The 18,325-nt window shown below is 71.6% G+C and carries 16 protein-coding genes; 7 read left to right on the top strand and 9 right to left on the bottom strand.

What is annotated here, in order from left to right:
- Positions 1–2: 2 nt before the first annotated feature.
- The 7 genes from ON759_RS04625 to rpsB all read right to left on the bottom strand — a co-directional run bounded on the left by ON759_RS04625 (position 3) and on the right by rpsB (position 5,995).
- On the bottom strand, positions 3–854 hold the full coding sequence (locus ON759_RS04625) for a phosphatidate cytidylyltransferase (protein ID WP_271679190.1): 852 nt from the start codon (positions 852–854) through the stop codon (positions 3–5).
- Positions 851–1,612, bottom strand: a complete 762-nt coding sequence (gene uppS, locus ON759_RS04620) for a polyprenyl diphosphate synthase (RefSeq protein WP_271679563.1) — start codon at positions 1,610–1,612, stop codon at positions 851–853. Before uppS ends, ON759_RS04625 begins: the two co-directional genes overlap by 4 nt.
- Positions 1,613–1,714: 102 nt before the next feature.
- The gene (frr, locus tag ON759_RS04615; RefSeq protein ID WP_271679189.1) at positions 1,715–2,272 is read right to left on the bottom strand and encodes a ribosome recycling factor; all 558 of its coding nucleotides are present in this window, start codon (positions 2,270–2,272) and stop codon (positions 1,715–1,717) included.
- Between the two features lie 57 nt (positions 2,273–2,329).
- Positions 2,330–3,265, bottom strand: coding sequence for a cation diffusion facilitator family transporter (locus tag ON759_RS04610; RefSeq protein ID WP_271679188.1), 936 nt, complete (start codon positions 3,263–3,265; stop codon positions 2,330–2,332).
- A 56-nt stretch (positions 3,266–3,321) separates the two neighbouring features.
- The gene (gene pyrH / locus ON759_RS04605) at positions 3,322–4,044 is read right to left on the bottom strand and encodes a UMP kinase (protein WP_271679187.1); all 723 of its coding nucleotides are present in this window, start codon (positions 4,042–4,044) and stop codon (positions 3,322–3,324) included.
- Positions 4,045–4,192: 148 nt separating this feature from the next.
- Positions 4,193–5,071 (bottom strand): translation elongation factor Ts, encoded by an 879-nt coding sequence (gene tsf, locus ON759_RS04600; protein WP_271679186.1) that lies wholly within the window; start codon positions 5,069–5,071, stop codon positions 4,193–4,195.
- A 147-nt stretch (positions 5,072–5,218) separates the two neighbouring features.
- Positions 5,219–5,995, bottom strand: a complete 777-nt coding sequence (gene rpsB, locus ON759_RS04595) for a 30S ribosomal protein S2 (RefSeq protein ID WP_271679185.1) — start codon at positions 5,993–5,995, stop codon at positions 5,219–5,221.
- A gap of 380 nt (positions 5,996–6,375) precedes the next feature.
- Here rpsB and map point away from each other — a divergent pair, with 380 nt between their 5' ends.
- Genes map through dapE form a run of 5 tightly spaced genes read left to right on the top strand, consistent with a single transcriptional unit; the run spans position 6,376 to position 12,211 of the window.
- Positions 6,376–7,149, top strand: coding sequence for a type I methionyl aminopeptidase (map, locus tag ON759_RS04590; protein WP_271679184.1), 774 nt, complete (start codon positions 6,376–6,378; stop codon positions 7,147–7,149).
- Positions 7,150–7,151: 2 nt separating this feature from the next.
- A complete protein-coding gene (glnD, locus tag ON759_RS04585; protein WP_284698524.1) occupies positions 7,152–9,782 on the top strand; it encodes a [protein-PII] uridylyltransferase in 2,631 nt (876 codons plus the stop codon).
- Positions 9,779–10,693 (top strand): 2,3,4,5-tetrahydropyridine-2,6-dicarboxylate N-succinyltransferase, encoded by a 915-nt coding sequence (gene dapD / locus ON759_RS04580; protein WP_284698523.1) that lies wholly within the window; start codon positions 9,779–9,781, stop codon positions 10,691–10,693. The genes glnD and dapD overlap by 4 nt, the downstream gene beginning before the upstream one ends.
- Positions 10,694–10,724: 31 nt before the next feature.
- Positions 10,725–11,084, top strand: a complete 360-nt coding sequence (locus tag ON759_RS04575) for a Spx/MgsR family RNA polymerase-binding regulatory protein (protein ID WP_271679182.1) — start codon at positions 10,725–10,727, stop codon at positions 11,082–11,084.
- Complete coding sequence (gene dapE / locus ON759_RS04570) at positions 11,081–12,211, top strand: succinyl-diaminopimelate desuccinylase (RefSeq protein WP_271679181.1); 1,131 nt, start codon at positions 11,081–11,083, stop codon at positions 12,209–12,211. The genes ON759_RS04575 and dapE overlap by 4 nt, the downstream gene beginning before the upstream one ends.
- A gap of 4 nt (positions 12,212–12,215) precedes the next feature.
- Here the strand turns inward: dapE and ON759_RS04565 are convergent, their stop codons facing one another.
- The gene (locus ON759_RS04565; RefSeq protein WP_271679180.1) at positions 12,216–12,689 is read right to left on the bottom strand and encodes an Lrp/AsnC family transcriptional regulator; all 474 of its coding nucleotides are present in this window, start codon (positions 12,687–12,689) and stop codon (positions 12,216–12,218) included.
- A 130-nt stretch (positions 12,690–12,819) separates the two neighbouring features.
- Here ON759_RS04565 and ON759_RS04560 point away from each other — a divergent pair, with 130 nt between their 5' ends.
- Positions 12,820–14,022, top strand: coding sequence for a methionine gamma-lyase (locus tag ON759_RS04560; RefSeq protein WP_271679179.1), 1,203 nt, complete (start codon positions 12,820–12,822; stop codon positions 14,020–14,022).
- Here the strand turns inward: ON759_RS04560 and ON759_RS04555 are convergent.
- Entirely contained in the window at positions 14,019–16,367 is a 2,349-nt protein-coding gene (locus ON759_RS04555; RefSeq protein WP_271679178.1) for a penicillin acylase family protein, read from the bottom strand. The two genes, ON759_RS04560 and ON759_RS04555, sit on opposite strands and share 4 nt — an antisense overlap.
- A 256-nt stretch (positions 16,368–16,623) precedes the next feature.
- On the opposite strand from ON759_RS04555, the gene asnB reads away from it, so the two are divergent.
- A complete protein-coding gene (gene asnB, locus ON759_RS04550; RefSeq protein WP_271679177.1) occupies positions 16,624–18,324 on the top strand; it encodes an asparagine synthase B in 1,701 nt (566 codons plus the stop codon).
- Position 18,325: the final 1 nt, after the last annotated feature.

The raw sequence follows: 18,325 nt of genomic DNA, 5'->3' as shown, positions 1-18,325 counted from the left end.
CCTCAGAAGCCAAGCCAGGCCTTGCCCAGCGCGAACACCGGCAACGCGGCCAGCACGCTGTCGATGCGGTCGAGCACGCCGCCATGGCCCGGGATCAGGTCGCCGGAGTCCTTCACCCCGACATGGCGCTTGAGCAGGCTCTCGAACAGGTCGCCGGCGACCGAGAAGCCCGCGGTGGCCAGCGCGACCAGCGCGACCGCCGGCAATTGCGCGGCCTGCGCGCCGGCCAGCGGCGCGCCGACCACCGCGACCACCATCGCCAGCGCGAGGCCGCCGGCTAGGCCTTCCAGGGTCTTGTTCGGGCTGATCCGCGGTGCCAATTTGCGCCCGCCGAACCAGCGCCCGCCGAAACGGCGGCCGGTGAAGTAGGCGCCGGTATCCGCCGCCCACACCAGGCACAGCGCCAGCAACAGCCAACGATGGCCATTCGGCTGGGTCGCGTGGATCAGGCCGAGCGCGCACCATGCCGGCACCACCGCGAGGGTGCCGGCGGCGAGCTTGAACACCCGTGCATGGCCGTCATGGTCGGAGGCGAAGTCGTAGTGGCGCAGCCACAGCAGGGCCAGGCACCACCAGGCGACGCCGATCAGCACGGTGAGCTGGAACAACGCCAGCGAGCCGCCCTGCGCGGAGCGCGATCCCCAGACCAGCGCCGCCATCACCGCGACGTTGCAGGCCAGCAGCACGGTGCGCGCGAGGGTGTCCTCGATGTCGGCGAGCTTCAGCCATTCCCACAGCGCGACCAGGAACACCACCGCGCTCAGCGCGGCGAGGATCGGCGTGGGCGCGAACAGGACCGTGAGGATGGCGACCGGCGCCATGATCAGGGCCGCCAGCAGGCGCGTCTTCGTCACTGCATTCCCCCGGTCCCCTCGGCGGCCACCTGCGCCCCGGTCAATCCGAAGCGGCGTTCGCGCCCGGCGTAGTCGTCGAGCGCGCGCTGCAGTGTCGCCGCATCCACGTCCGGCCACAACGTGTCGGTGAACCACAGTTCGGTGTAGGCCAGCTGCCAGAGCAAAAAATTGCTGATGCGCAGCTCCCCGCCGGTGCGGATGAACAGGTCGGGTGGCGGCAGGTCGGCCAGCGCGACGCGCGCGCCGAGCGCCGCTTCATCGATCTCGTCGGCACGCAGGCGCCCGGCGGCCACGTCCTCGGCAAGCGAACGCGCTGCCGCGGCGATGTCCTGCCGCCCGCCGTAGCTGGCGGCGATGCACAGCTGCAGGCGGGTGTTGCCGGCGGTCAGCGCTTCCGCAGCCTGCATGCGCTGCAGCAGCGCGGCGTCGAAGCGGCTGCGGTCGCCGATGAAGCGCAGGCGCGCGCCGAGCCGGTGCAGTTCATCGACCTCGCGTTCCAGCGCGCCGAGGAACAGCTTCATCAGCCCGCCGACTTCCTCCGCCGGCCGGTTCCAGTTCTCGCTGGAGAACGCGAACAGGGTGAGCGCGCCGACCCCGTGGTCGAGGCAGAACTCCACGCAGGTGCGCACCGCGCGCGCGCCGGCGCGATGGCCGATCAGGCGCGGCCGGCGGCGCTGCTGCGCCCAACGCCCGTTGCCATCCATGATGATGGCGATGTGCCGTGGGATGCTCACTGCGGGCGGCCGCCGCGCATGCAGGCCAGGCAAGCAAACGTGGGGCGTGCAGGCAGCGGCATCCCGGCAGTCCGCGACTGCCGGCGAGGTTGGCGATGACGCGGCATGGGCAAGCGCAGTCCGCCCTCAGACCGCCATCAGTTCCTGTTCCTTCGCCTTCACCACCTCGTCCACGTCCTTGATCGCGGCATCGGTGATCTTCTGGATCTCCTGCTCGCTGCGGCTGGCGTCGTCCTCGGTGATCTGCTTGTCCTTCAGCAGCTCTTTGACTTGGTGGTTGGCGTCGCGGCGGATGTTGCGGATCGCGACCTTGGCGTCCTCGCCCTCGTGGTGCACGACCTTGGTCAGGTCCTTGCGGCGTTCCTCGGTCAGCGGCGGGATGTTGAGGCGGATCACGGTGCCCGCGGTGTTCGGGGTCAGGCCGAGGTCGGAGGCCAGGATCGCCTTCTCGACCGCGCCGACCATCTGCTTCTCCCACGGCGTGATCGTGATCGAGCGCGCATCGCCGACCGCCACGCTGGCGACCTGCGACAGCGGCATGTCGGAGCCGTAGTAGTTCACCTTGATGCTGTCCACCAGGCCGGCGTTGGCGCGGCCGGTGCGGACCTTGACCAGGTTGTGGCGGAGCGCCTCGACGCTCTTGGCCATGCGGGCCTGCGCGTCCTTCTTGATCTCGTTCAGCATCGCGGTGCTCCGGGTTCCATGGATAACCGCCGGATTATAAGCGAGGCGGGCACGCGGTCAGTGCGGGTGCGGGTGTCCGTGCGCATCGGCATGCACGTGCCCGTGGGCGGCGCGTCCGCTGCAGTCGTGCGCGCAGGCGGTGCCGCGTTCGATCTGCAGGGTGGGGTGGTTGATCCCGAAGCGCGCGTCCAGGCCATCGCCCACGGCATCGATGAAGGCGTCGTGGTCGTCGTCAGTCGTGCGCACCACGTGCGCGGTCAGCGCGACCTCGCCGGCGCCCAGCGACCAGATGTGCAGGTGGTGCACCGCCGCCACGCCGGGTTGGGCGAGCAGCCAGTCGCGCACCGCGGCCTGGTCGATGCCGCGCGGGACGGCGTCCATCGCGGCATCGAAGGCATCGCGCAGCAGGCCGAAGGCGCCTGCCGCGACCACCACCGCGACCAGCAGGGCAGTGGTCGGGTCCAGCCAGTCCCAGCCCAGCCACCAGATGCCGGCGCCGGCGAGCACCGCGGCCAGCGAGACCGCCGCGTCCGCCATCAGGTGCAGGAACGCGCCACGCCGGTTGAGGTCGTAGTCGTGGCCGTCGCGTACCAGCCAGGCCGCGCCGAGGTTGACCGCGATGCCGATCGCCGCCACCGCCATCACCGTCGGGCCCGGGACCTGCGGCGGCTCGGCGAAGCGGCGGACGGCCTCCCAGGCGAGCGCCCCGGAGAACCCGACCAGCAGCAGCGCATTCGCCAGCGGCGAGAGCAGGGTGGCCCGCCGCCAGCCGTAGGTATGGCGCTCGGTGGGCATGCGCCTGGCCATGGCCGCGGCGGCCCAGGCCAGCCCCAGGCCGAGCACGTCGCCCAGGTTGTGCAGGGCGTCGGACAGCAGGGCGAGCGAATTGGTGGCGAAGCCGTACCCCGCTTCCAGCGCGGTGTAGGCGAGGTTGATCAGGGTGACCCAGGCGAACGCGCGGGTCCCGTCGTGGGCGTGGGCATGGCCGTGCATGGCGGTGAGCCTGCCATGCCCGCCGGCGCGGACACTATTGCAGGCGCCGGGCGGGCTCAGCGCGAGGCGTGGACCAGGGTGCCGATCGGCTCGCCGTGCAGGATCCGCAGCAGCACGCCCGGCTGGGCCATGTCGAAGATGCGCAGCGGCAGGCCGGCGTCGCGGCACAGCGCGAACGCGGCGGTGTCCATCACCTGCAGGTTGCGGGCGATCACGTCGTCGTAGGTCAGGGTGTCCAGCTTGACCGCGTCGGCGTGCTTCTTCGGGTCGCGGTCGTACACACCGTCGACCTTGGTGGCCTTCAGGAGCAGGTCGGCGCCGATCTCGATCGCGCGCAGCGCGGCGCCGGAATCGGTGGTGAAGAACGGATTGCCGGTGCCCGCGGCGAAGATGGTGATGCGGCCCTTCTCGAGGTGGCGGACGGCGCGGCGGCGGATGTAGTCCTCGCACACGTCGTTGATCTTGATCGCCGACATCACCCGGCACTTCGCGCCCAGCTTCTCCAGCGCGTCCTGCATCGCCAGCGCGTTGATGACCGTGGCCAGCATGCCCATCTGGTCGCCGGTAACCCGGTCCATGCCGCCGGCGGCCAGGCCTGCGCCGCGGAAGATGTTGCCGCCGCCGATGACCAGCGCGACCTCGGCACCGGCGTCGCGGGCCTCGATCACTTCGCGGGCGAGGCGGCCGATGACCTTGGGGTCGATGCCATAGTCCTCGTCGCCCATCAGGGCCTCGCCGGAGAGTTTCAGCAGGACGCGGCGATAGGCGAGTTGCGGCATGGCGGGCTCCGGGCGGGCAAACAGCGAAATTCTAGCCGATGCCGGGCCGCCCATCGCGCGTTGCCGGCCCACGCGGCGGGGGCGGGTGCCCCAGAAACGAAAAACCCGCCTTACGGCGGGTCGTTCGCGGATCCGGTGGCGCGCAGGTTCAGACCTGCATGGCCTTGGCGACTTCCGCCGCGTAGTCCTCGACCACCTTTTCGATGCCTTCGCCCACCAGCAGGCGGGAGAAGCCCACCACGTCGGCGCCGGCGGCCTTGGCGGCCTGCTCGACGGTCTGGTCGGTGTTCAGCACGTAGGGCTGGCCGTACAGGCTGACCTCGTTGACGATCTTGGCGATCTTGCCGCCGATGATCTTCTCCAGGATCTCGGCCGGCTTGGCCTTGTCCTTCTCGGACATCTTGGCCAGCTCGATTTCCTTCTCCTTCGCCACGAACTCGGCCGGCACGTCGGCGGCCTTGTTGTACGGCGGGTTCATCGCGGCCACGTGCATGGCCACGCCACGGGCGAAGTCGGCGTCGCCGCCGGCGACCTCGACCAGCACGCCGATCTTGCCGCCGTGGACGTAGGCGGCCACGTTGTTGGCGGTGTCGATGCGCGACATGCGGCGGATCTGGATGTTCTCGCCGAGCTTGGCGATGGCGGCGGCGCGGGCTTCCTCGACGGTCTCGCCGCTGGGCAGCGCGACCGACTTCAGGGCCTCGGCGTCGGCCACGCCGGAGGCCAGCGCGGCCTGCGCGATGGTGTCGGCGAAGGCGATGAAGTTCGCGTCCTTGGCGACGAAGTCGGTCTCGGAGTTGATCTCGACCAGCACGGCCTTGCCGCCGTCCTGCGCCGCGGCGATGCGGCCTTCGGCGGCGACGCGGCTGGCCTTCTTGTCGGCCTTGGCGAGGCCCGACTTGCGCAGCCATTCGGCGGCGGCGTCGATGTCGCCGTTGTTCTCGGTGAGCGCCTTCTTGCACTCCATCATGCCGGCGCCGGTGCGCTCGCGCAGTTCCTTGACCAGGGAAGCGGTGATTTCAGCCATGGGGGTTACCTCTGGATGTAGGGGCGGTCGCGTCGGCACGGGCCGGGCGGGCGCCAGGGTGTCGTGGGAGCCGCGGCACGCCACCCCGTGCGGGCTGGCGTGGCGGCAGGCGGCCGCGCAGCATGGCGCGGCGGCGTGACCGATCGGTTACTCGGCCTTCTTCGGGGCGCGGCGCGCCGGCTTCTTGTCCTCGCCTTCGGCGGCGGCGAAGTCTTCCTCGCGCACGGACGCCGAATTCGGGGACGCGGCCTTGCCTTCCAGCACCGCGTCGGCGGCGGCGCGGGCGTACAGCTGCACGGCACGGATGGCGTCGTCGTTGCCCGGGATGGCGTAGTCGACCAGCGCCGGGTCGTAGTTGGTGTCGACCACCGCGATCACCGGGATGCCGAGCTTCTTGGCTTCCTTGATCGCGATGTCCTCATGGCCGATGTCGACCACGAACAGCGCGTCGGGCAGGCGGTTCATGTCCTTGATGCCGCCGAGGCTGGCGTCGAGCTTCTCGCGCTCGCGGCGCAGGCCCATCACTTCGTGCTTGACCAGCTTCTGGAAGGTGCCGTCGGTTTCGGCGGCCTCAAGCTCCTTCAGGCGGGCGACCGACTTCTTCACGGTGGCGAAGTTGGTCAGCGAGCCGCCCAGCCAGCGCTGGGTCATGTACGGCATGCCGCAACGCTCAGCCTCTTCCTTGATCGCCTCGCGCGCGCTGCGCTTGGTGCCGACGAACAGGATGATGCCGCGCTTCTGGGCGACGCCGCTGATGAAGTTCATCGCGTCGTTGAACAGCGGGACGGTCTTCTCGAGATTGATGATGTGGATCTTGCCGCGGGCACCGAAGATGTACGGGGCCATCTTCGGGTTCCAGTAGCGGGTCTGGTGGCCGAAGTGGACGCCGGCTTCCAGCATCTGGCGCATGGTGATCTGGGGCATTGCAGGAACTCCATTGGCATGGAACCCGCGCCTGGTCGATGGAGGCGCTGCGCCTGGCCCTGGGGCTGGCGCGGGGTTCCGGGGTTGGGCCTCCCCGTCGTCGCTGCGTCCGAACTCCTCGCGGAGCACCCCGGCGCAGGGGTAGTCGACAGGTGTGGATTCGACGGTACGCCCGTCGTGGCGGCGATAAAGCCTTGAAAGTATGACGCAAATGGCGGGGCGGGGCAAATCGTCGCGTGCGGGGACGCCGGCCACGGGGCATGGTCCCGGGCGGGCCATGGATGGCCCGCGCCCGCGAGGTCAGTCGTGGATGGCTGGACCGGGCGGCGGGGCCACGCCCCGTGGCCGGTGTCGCGTGCGATATCGGCGATAATCCGCCCATGATCAACCTGAAAACCCCCGCCGACCTCGAGAAGATGCGCGAGGTCGGCCGCCTCGCCGCCGAAGTCCTGCAGGTCGTGGCCCCGTTCGTGAAGCCGGGCGTGACCACCGAGGAGCTGGACCGCATCTGCCACGACCACATCGTGAACGTGCAGGGCGCGATCCCGGCCAACGTCGGTTACCGGGGCTTCCCGAAGACCGTGTGCACCTCGGTCAACAACGTCATCTGCCACGGCATCCCGAGCGCCGCCAAGGTCCTCAGGGACGGCGACATCGTCAACATCGACGTCACCGTGATCAAGGACGGCTGGCACGGCGACACCAGCCGGATGTACTTCGTCGGCACCCCGTCGGTGATGGCGCGGCGGCTGGTCGAGGTCACCCGCGAGGCGATGTTCCGCGGGATCCGCGCGGTCCGCCCGGGCGCGACCCTCGGCGACATCGGCCACGCGATCCAGAGCTATGCCGAGGCCGAGCGCTTCAGCGTGGTCCGCGAGTACTGCGGCCACGGCATCGGCAGGGTCTACCACGACGACCCGCAGGTCCTGCACTACGGCCGCCCGGGCGAGGGCATGGTCCTGCGCGAGGGCATGACCTTCACCATCGAGCCGATGATCAACGAGGGCGCGCGCCACACCCGAGTGTTGCCGGACGGCTGGACGGTGGTGACCAAGGACCGCAAGTTGTCCGCGCAGTGGGAGCACACCGTCGCGGTGACCGCCGACGGCGCGGAGATCCTGACCCGCCTGCCCGGCGACGACAACGACCTGTGACGATGCAGGCGCCGGCCGGGACCCCTGCGGCTGACGCCCTGCCTCCCGGCCCTGCCGGGGATGCCGGATGGGCCGCCGCGGCCCGCGCCGAGCTGGCCCAGGCCGACACGCGCCTGGCCAGGCGCTTCGATACCGGCGAACCCGCGGACAAACTGGTCGCGCTGCGCGCACGCGCGGTCGACGTCCTGCTGCTGGCGGCCTGGCAGCGGTGCTTCCCGGCGGATGCGCCGCTGGCCCTGTTCGCGGTCGGCGGCTACGGGCGCGGCGAACTGTTCCCGCAGTCCGACCTCGACCTGCTGGTGCTCGCCGAGCCGGGCGCGCAGGTGGGCCACGAGGCCGCGCTGGCGCGCTTCCTCGCCCTGCTCTGGGACGCCGGCCTACAGGCCAGCCAGGCGGTGCGTTCCGCCGCGCAGTGCCGCGAGGCCACCGCCGACCAGACCGTGCTGACCGCGCTGCTCGAGGCCCGCCCGCTTGCCGCCCGCGATGGAGACGCCGCGGCGTTGCAGGCCGCCATCGCCGCCGATCACGTCTGGCCGCCGCGCGACTACTACCTGGCCAAGCGCGAGGAACAGCGCCTGCGGCATGCGCGCTTCGGCGACACCTCCGACAACCTGGAGCCGAACCTCAAGGACGGCCCCGGCGGCCTGCGCGACCTGCACATGCTGGGCTGGCTGGCGCAGCGCAGCTTCGGCGTGCGCGAGCTAGAGCCGCTGGTCGGCCTGGGCCACCTCGGCCCGGACGAGGCCGTGGCGCTGGAACGCGAGCGTCGCGACCTGTCGCGCCTGCGCTACGGGCTGCACCTGGTGGCCGGCCGGCGCGAGGAGCGCCTGCGCTTCGATTACCAGAAGCCGCTGGCCGCGCGCCTGGGCTATGCCGACGACGCGGACGCGCTGGGCGTCGAGAAGATGATGCAGGCGTTCTACCGCAGCGCGGCGATCGTGCGGCGGATCGACGAGCGCCTGCTGCAGCGCTTCGAGGAACACTTCGACGGCGGCGCCGAACCGGAGCTGATCGATGCCGACTTCGAACGCCGGCGCGGCTACCTCGCCACCCGCGTCCCTGGCTGGCTCGGCGCGGATCCCGCCCATGCATTCGCGCTGATGGCCGCCTGGGCCGCCGACCCGGCGCTGCGCGGCCTGCATTCGCAGACCGCGCGCGAACTGGCGCAGATGCTGCCGGCGATCCCGGCCTACACCGATGCGCCGCCCGCGCTGCGCGCCGCCTTCATGGCCCTGCTGCGCGGCCCGCAGCCGGTGCGCACGCTGGAGCGGATGGCGCGGCTGGGCGTGCTCGGGCGCTGGATCCCGGCGTTCTCGCGGGTCACCGGGCGCATGCAGTTCGACCTGTTCCACGTCTACACCGTGGACCAGCACACGCTGATGGTGCTGCACAACATCGGCCGCTTCGCCAGCGGCGAGGCCGACGAGCGCTTCAGCATCGCCCACGACGTCTGGCCGCGCCTGCGCAAGCCGGAGTTGCTGCTGCTCGCCGGCCTGTTCCACGACATCGCCAAGGGCCGCGGCGGCGACCATTCCGAACTCGGTGCGGTGGACGCGCGCGCGTTCTGCGCGGCGCACGGCTTGTCGGACGGCGACACCGCGCTGGTTGCCTGGCTGGTGCAGAAGCACCTGGTGATGTCGGTGACCGCGCAGAAGCAGGACATCGGCGATCCCGCGGTGATCCATCGCTTCGCCGCGCAGGTCAACGACCGCGAGCGGCTGGACCTGCTGTACCTGCTCACCTGCGCCGACATCGCCGGCACCTCGCCGAAGCTGTGGAACGCGTGGAAGGACCGCCTGCTGGCCGACCTCTACAACGCCGCGCGCCTGGCCCTGCGGCGCGGGCTGGAGCACCCGGTCGCGGCCGCCGAACGCGCCGCCGAGACCCGCGCCGCCGCCGCCGCGCTGCTGGCCGATGCCGGCGTCGACGAGGCCGCCCGCAAGGCCCTGTTCGCGCAATTGCCGGGCCAGGTGTTCCAGCGCAGCCGCGCCGACGCGGTGGCCTGGCAGGCATTGCAGTTGCGCGATGCCGCGCCCGCGGAGTTGCGGGTCGGCGCGCGCCAGGTCGGTGCGCATGCGGGGGCGCTGGAGGTGTTCGTGCGCTCGCCCGACCGCGACGGCCTGTTCGCGGCGATCGTCGCCACCCTCGACCGCCTGGGCCTGGCGATCCAGCGCGCGCGCCTGCTCGATGCGCCGGCCGACTGCGTGGTCGACAGCTTCGAGGTGGTGCCCGCCGACGGCCAGCGCGCGGTGGCCCCCGACGCGGTCGCGCAGCGCCTGCGCGAGGCGCTGGCCAGCCCCGACCTGGACCGCATCCGCCCGACCCGGCGGACCCAGCCGCGCCACCTGCGGCATTTCCGGATCGCGCCGCGGATCGCGTTCGCCGACGCCGAGCAGGGCCGCACCCAGCTCAGCCTCTCCTGCACCGACCGCCCCGGCCTGCTCGCCGACGTCAGCCGGGTGCTGCGCGAGTGCCGCCTGCGCGTGCACGACGCGCGCATCGCGACCTTCGGCGAACGCGCCGAGGACCTGTTCCAGATCAGCGACGAGCGCGACCAGCCGTTGCGCGACGAACCCCAACGACAGGCCCTGCGCGACGCGCTGCTGGCCGTCCTCGACGGAGACCCTCGATGAGCCCCGCCAAGCCCCGGAAGAAGACCGAAGACGCCAAGCCCTCGCCCGCGAAGGCGCGCGCCGCCGCCCGCGCGGCCGAGCTCGAGGTGCTGCGCTTCGAGATCGAGAGCGCCTGGGAACGCCGCGCGATGCTGACCCCGGAGGAGATCGAGGGCGCGACCAGGCCCGCGGTCGATCGCGCCATCGCCGGCCTCGAGCAGGGGCGCCTGCGCGTGGCCGAGCCCGACGGCAAGGGTGGCTGGCGGGTCAACGAGTGGCTGAAGAAGGCGGTGCTGCTGTACTTCCGCACCCAGGAGATGGAACTGGTGGAGGCCGAGCCGGCGCCGTTCTGGGACAAGGTCCCGGCGCGCTTCGCCGGCTTCGACGAGGCCGATTTCCGCAAGCTCGGCGCGCGGGTGGTGCCCGGCGCGGTGGTGCGCGCGGGCAGCCACATCGGCAAGGACGTGGTGCTGATGCCGAGTTTCGTGAACATCGGCGCCCACGTCGGCGAAGGCACGATGGTCGATACCTGGGCGACGGTCGGGTCCTGCGCGCAGATCGGCAAGCACTGCCACCTGTCCGGCGGCGTCGGCATCGGCGGCGTGCTGGAGCCGCTGCAGGCCAGCCCCACGATCATCGAGGACCATTGCTTCATCGGCGCGCGCTCGGAGGTGGTGGAGGGCTTCGTCGTCGGCCACCACAGCGTGGTCGGCATGGGCGTCTTCCTCGGCCAGAGCACGCGCGTGTACAACCGCATGACCGGCGAGGTGAGCTACGGCTCGGTGCCGCCGTACAGCGTGGTGGTTTCCGGCCAGTTGCCGGCCAAGGACGGCAGCCATTCGCTGTACTGCGCGGTCATCGTCAAGCAGGTGGACGCGAAGACGCGCAGCAAGACCGGCATCAACGAATTGCTGCGCGGCCTCGCGGACTGACCGCGGCCGCTGGCTGCCACCGGGAATGACGATGACGACCCTGTACGGACTCTCCAACTGCGATACCTGCAAGAAGGCCCGCAAGTGGCTGGACCGCTTCGGCGTCGCGCACGCGTTCGTCGACTACCGCGACCAGCGCCAGCCGCCGGAGACGCTGGTCGCCTGGAAGGACGCCGTGGGCGGCTGGGACGCGCTGGTCAACAAGTCCTCGACCACGTGGCGCCAGCTGCCGCCGAACCGCAAGGCGCCCGGCAGCGATGCCGAATGGAAGCTGCTGCTGCGCGAGTATCCGCAACTGATGCGCCGCCCGGTCGTCGTGTTCGACGACGGCCGCGTCTCGCAGGGCTTCAGCGACAAGGGGTTCAAGGCGCTGTTCGGCGTCGCCGCATGAGCGACGTCCTGCAATTGGCCTGCGACCTCATCGCGCGGCCTTCGGTCACCCCCGACGATGCCGGTTGCCAGGCGCTGGTCGCGCGGCGCCTGCAGGCCGCCGGGTTCGCCTGCGAGCACCTGCGCTTCGGTGCCGTCGACAACCTGTGGGCCACCCATGGCGACGGCGACGGCCCGGTGCTGGTGCTGCTCGGCCACACCGACGTGGTGCCGCCGGGGCGGCGCGACGCGTGGGCCAGCGATCCGTTCGTGCCCGAGGTCCGCGAGGGCCTGCTGTACGGCCGCGGCGCCGCGGACATGAAGAGCAGCGTGGCCGCGTTCGTGGTCGCGCTGGAAGCGTTCGTGGCCGCGCATCCGCGGCATGCGGGCACGCTCGCGCTGCTGCTGACCTCGGACGAAGAGGGCGATGCCGTCGACGGCGTGCGCAAGGTCGCCGAGGTGTTGCGCGCGCGCGGCCAGCGCATCGACTGGTGCATCACCGGGGAGCCCTCGTCGAAGGCGGTGCTCGGCGACCTGTTGCGCGTCGGCCGGCGCGGCACGCTGTCGGCGACGCTCGCCGTGCGCGGCATCCAGGGGCACGTCGCCTACCCGGAGAAGGCGCGCAACCCGATCCACCAGGCGATGCCGGCGTTGGCGGAACTCGCGGCCCGTCGCTGGGACGAGGGCTACGAGCGCTTCCCGCCGACCAGCTTGCAGATCAGCAACATCAATGCCGGCACCGGCGCCAACAATGTGATCCCGGGTGAACTGCAGGTGCTGTTCAACCTGCGCTACAACCCGAACTGGCAAGCCGCGCGGCTGGAAGCCGAATGCGAGGCGGTGTTGCGCGCGCATGGGCTCGAGTACGACATCCACTGGCACCGCGGCGGCGAACCGTTCTACACGCCGGAGGGCGAGCTGCGCGACGCCGCGCGCGCGGTGCTGGCCGCCAGCGCCGGCATGCCGCCGGAGGAGAGCACCGGCGGCGGCACGTCGGATGCGCGCTTCATCGCGCCGCTCGGGGCGCAGTGCGTGGAGATCGGCCCGGTCAACGCGAGCATCCACAAGGTCGACGAACACGTGCGCGTGGCCGACCTCGAGGCCCTGCCGGGGCTGTATCGCGCGCTGCTGGAACGCCTGCTGGCGTGAGCGCTCAGCCGCTGGGCAGCGGCAGCTGGCGGGTGGCCTTGATCGACATCAGCGAGAAGCTGGAGTGTAGCTCGCGCACGCCGGGCAGCGCCTGCAGCACGCTGCGCGCGAACTCGCCATAGGCGGCGAGGTCGCTGGCCACCACTTCCAGCAGGAAGTCGTACTCGCCCGACACGTTGTGGCAGGCGATCACCTGCGGGATGTCCTGCACCGCGGCTTCGAAGGCGCGGGCGACATCGCGGGTATGGCTGCCCATCACCACGCTGACGAAGGCGGTGATGCCGAAGCCCAGCTTCTCCGGCGACAGGCGTGCGTGGTAGCCGGCGATGTAGCCCGCCTGCTCGAGCCGCCGGATGCGCCGCCAGCAGGGCGAGGTGGAGAGCGACACGCGCTCGGCGAGCTCGGCCACGGTGAGGCGCGCGTCGTCCTGCAGCAGGGCGAGCAGGCGACGATCGATCCGGTCCAGCGGTGCGGTCATGGCATGGAATTCCTGCAATGCGGATCAATTGGGCAAAATTTACTGTAATGACGACCGATGCGCAGCAGGATGGACAGCGCATGCCCCGGCGAGATGCATAGGCTGTTGCCAATCTCCGGCGGACACGCGCATGAACGGCTTTTCGACCACGGCCATCCACCACGGCTACGATCCCGCCGACCACCAGGGCGCACTGGTGCCGCCGGTATTCCAGAGCGCGACCTTCACCATTCCGAGCGCGGCCGAAGCCAGCCGCCGCTTCGCCGGCGAATCCGCCGGCTACGTGTACACCCGCATCGCCAACCCCACGCTGGCGTTGTTCGAGGCGCGGATGGCGGCGCTAGAGGGCGGCGCCGCCGCGGTCGCGTTCGGCTCCGGCATGGGCGCGATCACCGCCACCCTGTGGACCCTGCTCCAGCCCGGCGACGAGATCCTGGTCGACAAGACCCTGTATGGCTGCACCTTCGCCTTCCTCCACCACGGCATCGGCCGCTTCGGCGTGCGCACCACGCATGTCGACATGACCGATCCCGCGGCAGTCGCCGTGGCCCTCGCGCGCAAGCCGCGGATGGTCTATTTCGAAACGCCGGCGAACCCGAACATGCGCCTGGTCGACATCGCCGCAGTCGCCACCGCCGCGCATGCGGCGGGTGCGCTGGTGGTCGTCGACAACACCTACTGCACGCCCTACCTGCAGCGGCCGCTCGCGCTGGGTGCCGACGTGGTGGTGCATTCGGCGACCAAGTACATCAGCGGGCACGGCGACGTCACCGCCGGCGTCGCGGTCGCCGCGGACGCCGGCATCGCCACCCGGATCCGCATGGAAGGCCTCAAGGACATGACCGGCGCGGTGCTGTCGCCGCAGGACGCCGCGTTGCTGCTGCGCGGCCTGAAGACGCTGGCGCTGCGCATGGACCGGCACTGCGCCAACGCGATGGCGGTGGCGCGCGTGCTGGAGGCGCACCCGGCGGTGGCGAAGGTGCATTACCCCGGGTTGGCGCGCGACCCGCAGCACGCACTGGCATGCCGCCAGATGCGCCAGGCGGGCGGGATGGTGGCGTTCGACCTGCATGGCGGTCTGGCGGCCGGCCAGCGTTTCATCGATGCGCTCGAGTTGGTGGCCTGCGCGGTCAGCCTGGGCGACGCCGAGTCGCTGGCCCAGCACCCGGCGACCATGACCCATTCGACCTACACCGCCGAGGAGCGCGCCGCGGCCTGCATCGGCGATGGACTGGTCCGCCTGTCCGCGGGGCTGGAGGACACCGACGACCTCGTCGCCGATGTCCGGCGCGCGCTGGATGCGTTGCCGGCGTCGCTGGCGGCCGCCGCCTAGGGCTGCAGCTGCAAGCGGTAGCGGGTCTCCCCGGGCAGGAAGGGCGAGGCGCGGCCGGCCACCCAATCGTCGTGCCCCGCGCCCCAGAACGGCGACAGCGGGTGCCCGCTCTGTCCGCCGGGCATGTGCAACACGCCGTCCGCCTCGTGGCCGGGCGAGACCACCATCCGCTCCGAGGCGCCGAACGCCGGTCCCTGCACGCGCGGCATCGCGCCATCGCCGGGCAGGGGCTGTGCGGGCATGCACAGCCAGCGCTTGCCGACGAGCGGCAGGGCCGCCGCCAGCGGATGGCAGATCGCGGCGGTGTTGCGTTCGCCCCAGGTGCGCGCGGCGAGCGGGCCTTGCCTGGCGAGTTCGTCGCGGACCTCGCGTGCGGCGTCCTCGAACAGCGCGTCCCATGAGGCGTACCGCCGCGACAGCAGGTGCGGCGGGCGCTGGCTGGCCAGCGGCCAGGCCACGCCTTCCAGCTGCGGCAGGTCGGGCATCACGAAGTCCTTGCCGAGCGTGGCCTGCGCCGGCGCGGCCAAGCCTTCGGCGATGCGTGCGTGGACCGCGCGACGCCAGCCGCGGACCAGCCGGTAGCTGGTCGAGTCCACCGTGGCGCGGCCCTCCCAGTGCGATGCGGCGGCGGCCAGCGCAGTCATCGCCGGCGTCGGCGCGGCCTTGGCGCGCGCCTGCAGCAGGCCCCACCACGGCTGCAGCAGGAGGGCGCGGTCGTCGAGCTGGATCGCCAGCAGGTCGCGCTCGGCGAAACGCTGGCGGGCGAACAGCGCATCGCGGATCTGCCGGGCGCGGGCACCGAACGCGTAGCCGCCATCACCGACCTGTCGCAGCGCCTCGCCGTCGACCACGCGCGCGTTCGCCGTCCACAGGCGGCCGCTGGCGGGCGAGGCGATCACCGGATGGCCGGCGCTGGCCACCGGCCATGGCGTGCAGCCGCCGGTGTCGACCGACGCACTCGCGCTGCAGCCGTCGGCGCGTCGTGGCAGCAGGCCGAGCAGGCGCCAGGCGATCGCGCCCTCGCGATCCGCCAGCACCAGGTTCTGGGTCGGGATGCGCACGCCGTCGGCGATCCGCAGCGCGTCGGCGGCATCGCGTGCACGCGCCATCCGCAGCAGGCCGAGGTTGACGCCACCCTCCAGGTGCGCGGTCCAGCGCAACGCCAGCAGCTGGCCGTCGGCCTCGCGATGCGCGACCGGGCCCCAGTCGGTCTGCTCCACGTCGAGGTCGACCGGGTCGCCGCCGGCGACCGCGATGCGCTCGCGATGCCTGGCCACGCGCGCGCATCCGGCGTCGGCCGCGGATCCGCACGGCCGTTCGCGCTTCCAGTCGAGGTAGTCGCCGTAGCTGTTGGTGAAGCCCCAGGCGACATGCCCGTTGCTGCCGACGATCACGCCGGGCAGGCCGGGCAGGGTCACGCCTTGCACGTCGACGCGGCCTCCGGGCGCGGCGGGATCCGGGTAGCGCAGGCGGACGCGGAACCACAGGTTGGGTGCGCGCAGGCCGAGGTGCATGTCGTTGGCGACGATCGCGCGGCCATCGGCGGTCAGCGCGCCGGAGACCGCGAAGTTGTTGCTCCCGGGCGTGCCCTTGGTCGCCGCGGCCCCGGGCGCGGGACCGGTCGGCGCAGGTAGCCGCCGCAGGTCGAGCAGGCTCGCCGCCGGCAGCGCGGCATCCCCGCGCGGCGCGCCCTGCAACGGCGCGTCCCAGCGCGTGCCGTCGCGCGCCAGCAGGGCATGGGCCGCGTCCGGCAGGTGCGGGCGGATCCGCCACAGCGCGAGTTCGCGCGCGTTGTCGGCATCCTGCAGGTCGAAGTACATCGCCACGCCGACCAGCGGGCTGTCCTCGGCGCGCCAGGGTGCTGGCGATTGCCGCAGCAGCAGGTAGGGCCACGGCCGCACGCGCAATGCCGCGATCCCGGCATTCGCGCCGGCCACGTACGCATCGAGCACCGCGCGCTGGTCACCGGCGATGCGCGGCAGGTGGGCCATCACCCGCGCGCGCATGCGGTGCATGCGATGTCGCTTGTCTTTGTCCACCGCGATCGGGCCGAACAGCGCGGCGAGTTCGCCGGCGGCCGTGCGACGCAGCAGGTCCATCTCGAAGTAGCGTTCCTGTGCGTGCACGTAGCCGAGCGCGCGCATCGCGTCGGCTTCGCTGGCGGCATCGATGGTCACCGTGCCGTCGGCGTCGCGCGCGATCGAGGCCGGCGCGGCCAGCCCGGGCAGCGACTGCGTGCCCTCCAGCGTCGGCAGGCTGCCGCGCAGCAGCCACCAGGCCAGCAGCAGGAACGCCACCACGCACGCCAGCAGCGCCAGTGCGCCGCGCTTGAGCCATCGCCTCATCGGGATCCCCGGGGGTGGCCACCCGGGCGGGTCGCCGACGGTTGCATCAGAAAGGGTCGCTTGCCAGATGGCAAGCGCTGCGGCAGGATCGCCGCATGACCGCCGCGCGCGCCGCCTTGAATAATCGCAATAACGCCAGCCCCCCGCGGGTCGGCGATTAGCGCGCGCATCACACGCTGATCTTCCCGAAGCCCGCACTGCGAAGTGCGGGCTTCTTCGTTTCCGACCCTCCCGATCCCCTGCAAGGACTTCCACGATGTGTTCGATCCTCGGTGTCTTCGACCTGCGCCCCGGCGCCGACCTGCATCCGCTGCGCCCGCTGGCGCTCTCGCTGTCGGCGCGCCAGCGCCATCGCGGCCCCGACTGGAGCGGCGTGCACGTGGAGGCTCGTGCGCTGCTGGTGCACGAGCGCCTCGCCATCGTCGATCCCGCCGGCGGTGCGCAGCCGATCCATTCCGCGGACGGCGCGCTGGCGCTGGCGGTGAACGGCGAGATCTACAACCACCGCGAGCTCGAGCGCCGCCTCGCCACGCCCTACGCCTTCCAGACCGGGTCCGACTGCGAGGTGATCAACGCCCTGCACCGCGATGGCGAGGCACCGGAAACCTGGCTGGGCCGGCTCAACGGCATCTTCGCCTTCGCGTTGTGGGACGCAGCTGCCGGGCGCGTCCTGGTCGCGCGCGACCACATGGGCGTCTGTCCACTGTACTGGGGCCACGATGCCGACGGCCGGCTGTGGGTGGCCTCGGAGATGAAGGCGCTGGTGCGCGTCTGCGATGACGTGGCGGCGTTCCCGCCGGGCCATGTCTACGACAGCGCGACCGGGGCGCTCACGCGCTGGTACAAGCGCGCCTGGCGCGACTACGGCGCGGTGCAGGGCGTGGCTGCAGGCAAGGCGGAGCTGCGCGATGCGTTCGAGCGCGCGGTGCATCGCCAGTTGATGAGCGACGTGCCCTACGGCGTGCTGCTGTCGGGCGGGCTGGATTCGTCGCTGGTGGCCGCCTGCGCCGCGAAGTTCGCGCGCAAGCGGGTGGAGGACGACGACCGCGGCGAAGCCTGGTGGCCGCGCCTGCACAGCTTCGCCATCGGGCTGGAGGGCTCGCCCGACCTCGCCGCCGCGCAGGTCGCCGCCGACGCGCTCGGCACCGTGCACCACGGCTTCACCTACACCTTCGCGGAAGGCCTCGATGCGTTGCCGGAGGTGATCCGCCACATCGAGACCTACGACGTGACCACCATCCGCGCGTCCACGCCGATGTTCCTGCTGGCGCGGCGGATCAAGGCGATGGGGGTGAAGATGGTGCTGAGCGGCGAGGGCAGCGACGAGCTGTTCGGCGGCTACCTCTACTTCCACAAGGCGCCGAACGCGCGCGAGTTCCACGACGAGCTGGTGCGCAAGCTGGACGCGCTGCACAGCTTCGACTGCCTGCGCGCGAACAAGGCGATGATGGCCTGGGGCGTGGAGGCGCGGGTGCCGTTCCTCGACGTCGAGTTCATGGACGTGGCGATGCGCATGGACGCGGCGCACAAGATGGGCGGGGTCGGCGCCGACGGCCAGCGCAGGATCGAGAAGGCGGTGCTGCGCGAGGCGTTCGAGGGCGCGTTGCCGCGCGAGATCCTGTGGCGGCAGAAGGAGCAGTTCAGCGATGGCGTCGGCTATGGCTGGATCGACGGCCTGAAGGCGCATGCCGAGGCGCACGTGAGCGATGCGGACTTCGCCGCGGCCGGGCAGCGCTTCCCCGTCAACCCGCCGCAGACCAAGGAAGCGTATTTCTACCGGCGCATTTTCGAGGAGGTGTTCCCGGGCGAGGCCTGCGCGAAGACCGTGCCCGGCGGCAAGTCGATCGCGTGCTCGTCGCCGGCGGCGATCGCCTGGGATGCCGCGTTCGCGGCGATGGCCGATCCCTCCGGGCGCGCGGTGGCCGGCGTGCATGAGCACGCGGTCGCGGCGATCTGAT

It is taken from the genome of Thermomonas mangrovi (assembly GCF_028201335.1).
Classification (GTDB): Bacteria; Pseudomonadota; Gammaproteobacteria; order Xanthomonadales; family Xanthomonadaceae; genus Thermomonas; species Thermomonas mangrovi.
Note: the sequence above shows the minus strand (reverse complement) of the source record. Positions and strands in the feature narration are given on the sequence as shown.

Excerpts from the sequence above, each read along its gene's own strand:
- ON759_RS04560 (WP_271679179.1), top strand. The coding sequence starts at position 12,820 with ATGAACGGCTTTTCGACCACGGCCATCCACCACGGCTACGATCCCGCC.
- map (WP_271679184.1), top strand. The coding sequence starts at position 6,376 with ATGATCAACCTGAAAACCCCCGCCGACCTCGAGAAGATGCGCGAGGTC.
- dapE (WP_271679181.1), top strand. The coding sequence starts at position 11,081 with ATGAGCGACGTCCTGCAATTGGCCTGCGACCTCATCGCGCGGCCTTCG.
- rpsB (WP_271679185.1), bottom strand. The coding sequence starts at position 5,995 with ATGCCCCAGATCACCATGCGCCAGATGCTGGAAGCCGGCGTCCACTTC.
- ON759_RS04565 (WP_271679180.1), bottom strand. The coding sequence starts at position 12,689 with ATGACCGCACCGCTGGACCGGATCGATCGTCGCCTGCTCGCCCTGCTG.
- pyrH (WP_271679187.1), bottom strand. The coding sequence starts at position 4,044 with ATGCCGCAACTCGCCTATCGCCGCGTCCTGCTGAAACTCTCCGGCGAG.
- glnD (WP_284698524.1), top strand. The coding sequence starts at position 7,152 with ATGCAGGCGCCGGCCGGGACCCCTGCGGCTGACGCCCTGCCTCCCGGC.
- ON759_RS04610 (WP_271679188.1), bottom strand. The coding sequence starts at position 3,265 with ATGCACGGCCATGCCCACGCCCACGACGGGACCCGCGCGTTCGCCTGG.
- frr (WP_271679189.1), bottom strand. The coding sequence starts at position 2,272 with ATGCTGAACGAGATCAAGAAGGACGCGCAGGCCCGCATGGCCAAGAGC.
- ON759_RS04575 (WP_271679182.1), top strand. The coding sequence starts at position 10,725 with ATGACGACCCTGTACGGACTCTCCAACTGCGATACCTGCAAGAAGGCC.
- asnB (WP_271679177.1), top strand. The coding sequence starts at position 16,624 with ATGTGTTCGATCCTCGGTGTCTTCGACCTGCGCCCCGGCGCCGACCTG.
- tsf (WP_271679186.1), bottom strand. The coding sequence starts at position 5,071 with ATGGCTGAAATCACCGCTTCCCTGGTCAAGGAACTGCGCGAGCGCACC.
- ON759_RS04555 (WP_271679178.1), bottom strand. The coding sequence starts at position 16,367 with ATGAGGCGATGGCTCAAGCGCGGCGCACTGGCGCTGCTGGCGTGCGTG.
- dapD (WP_284698523.1), top strand. The coding sequence starts at position 9,779 with ATGAGCCCCGCCAAGCCCCGGAAGAAGACCGAAGACGCCAAGCCCTCG.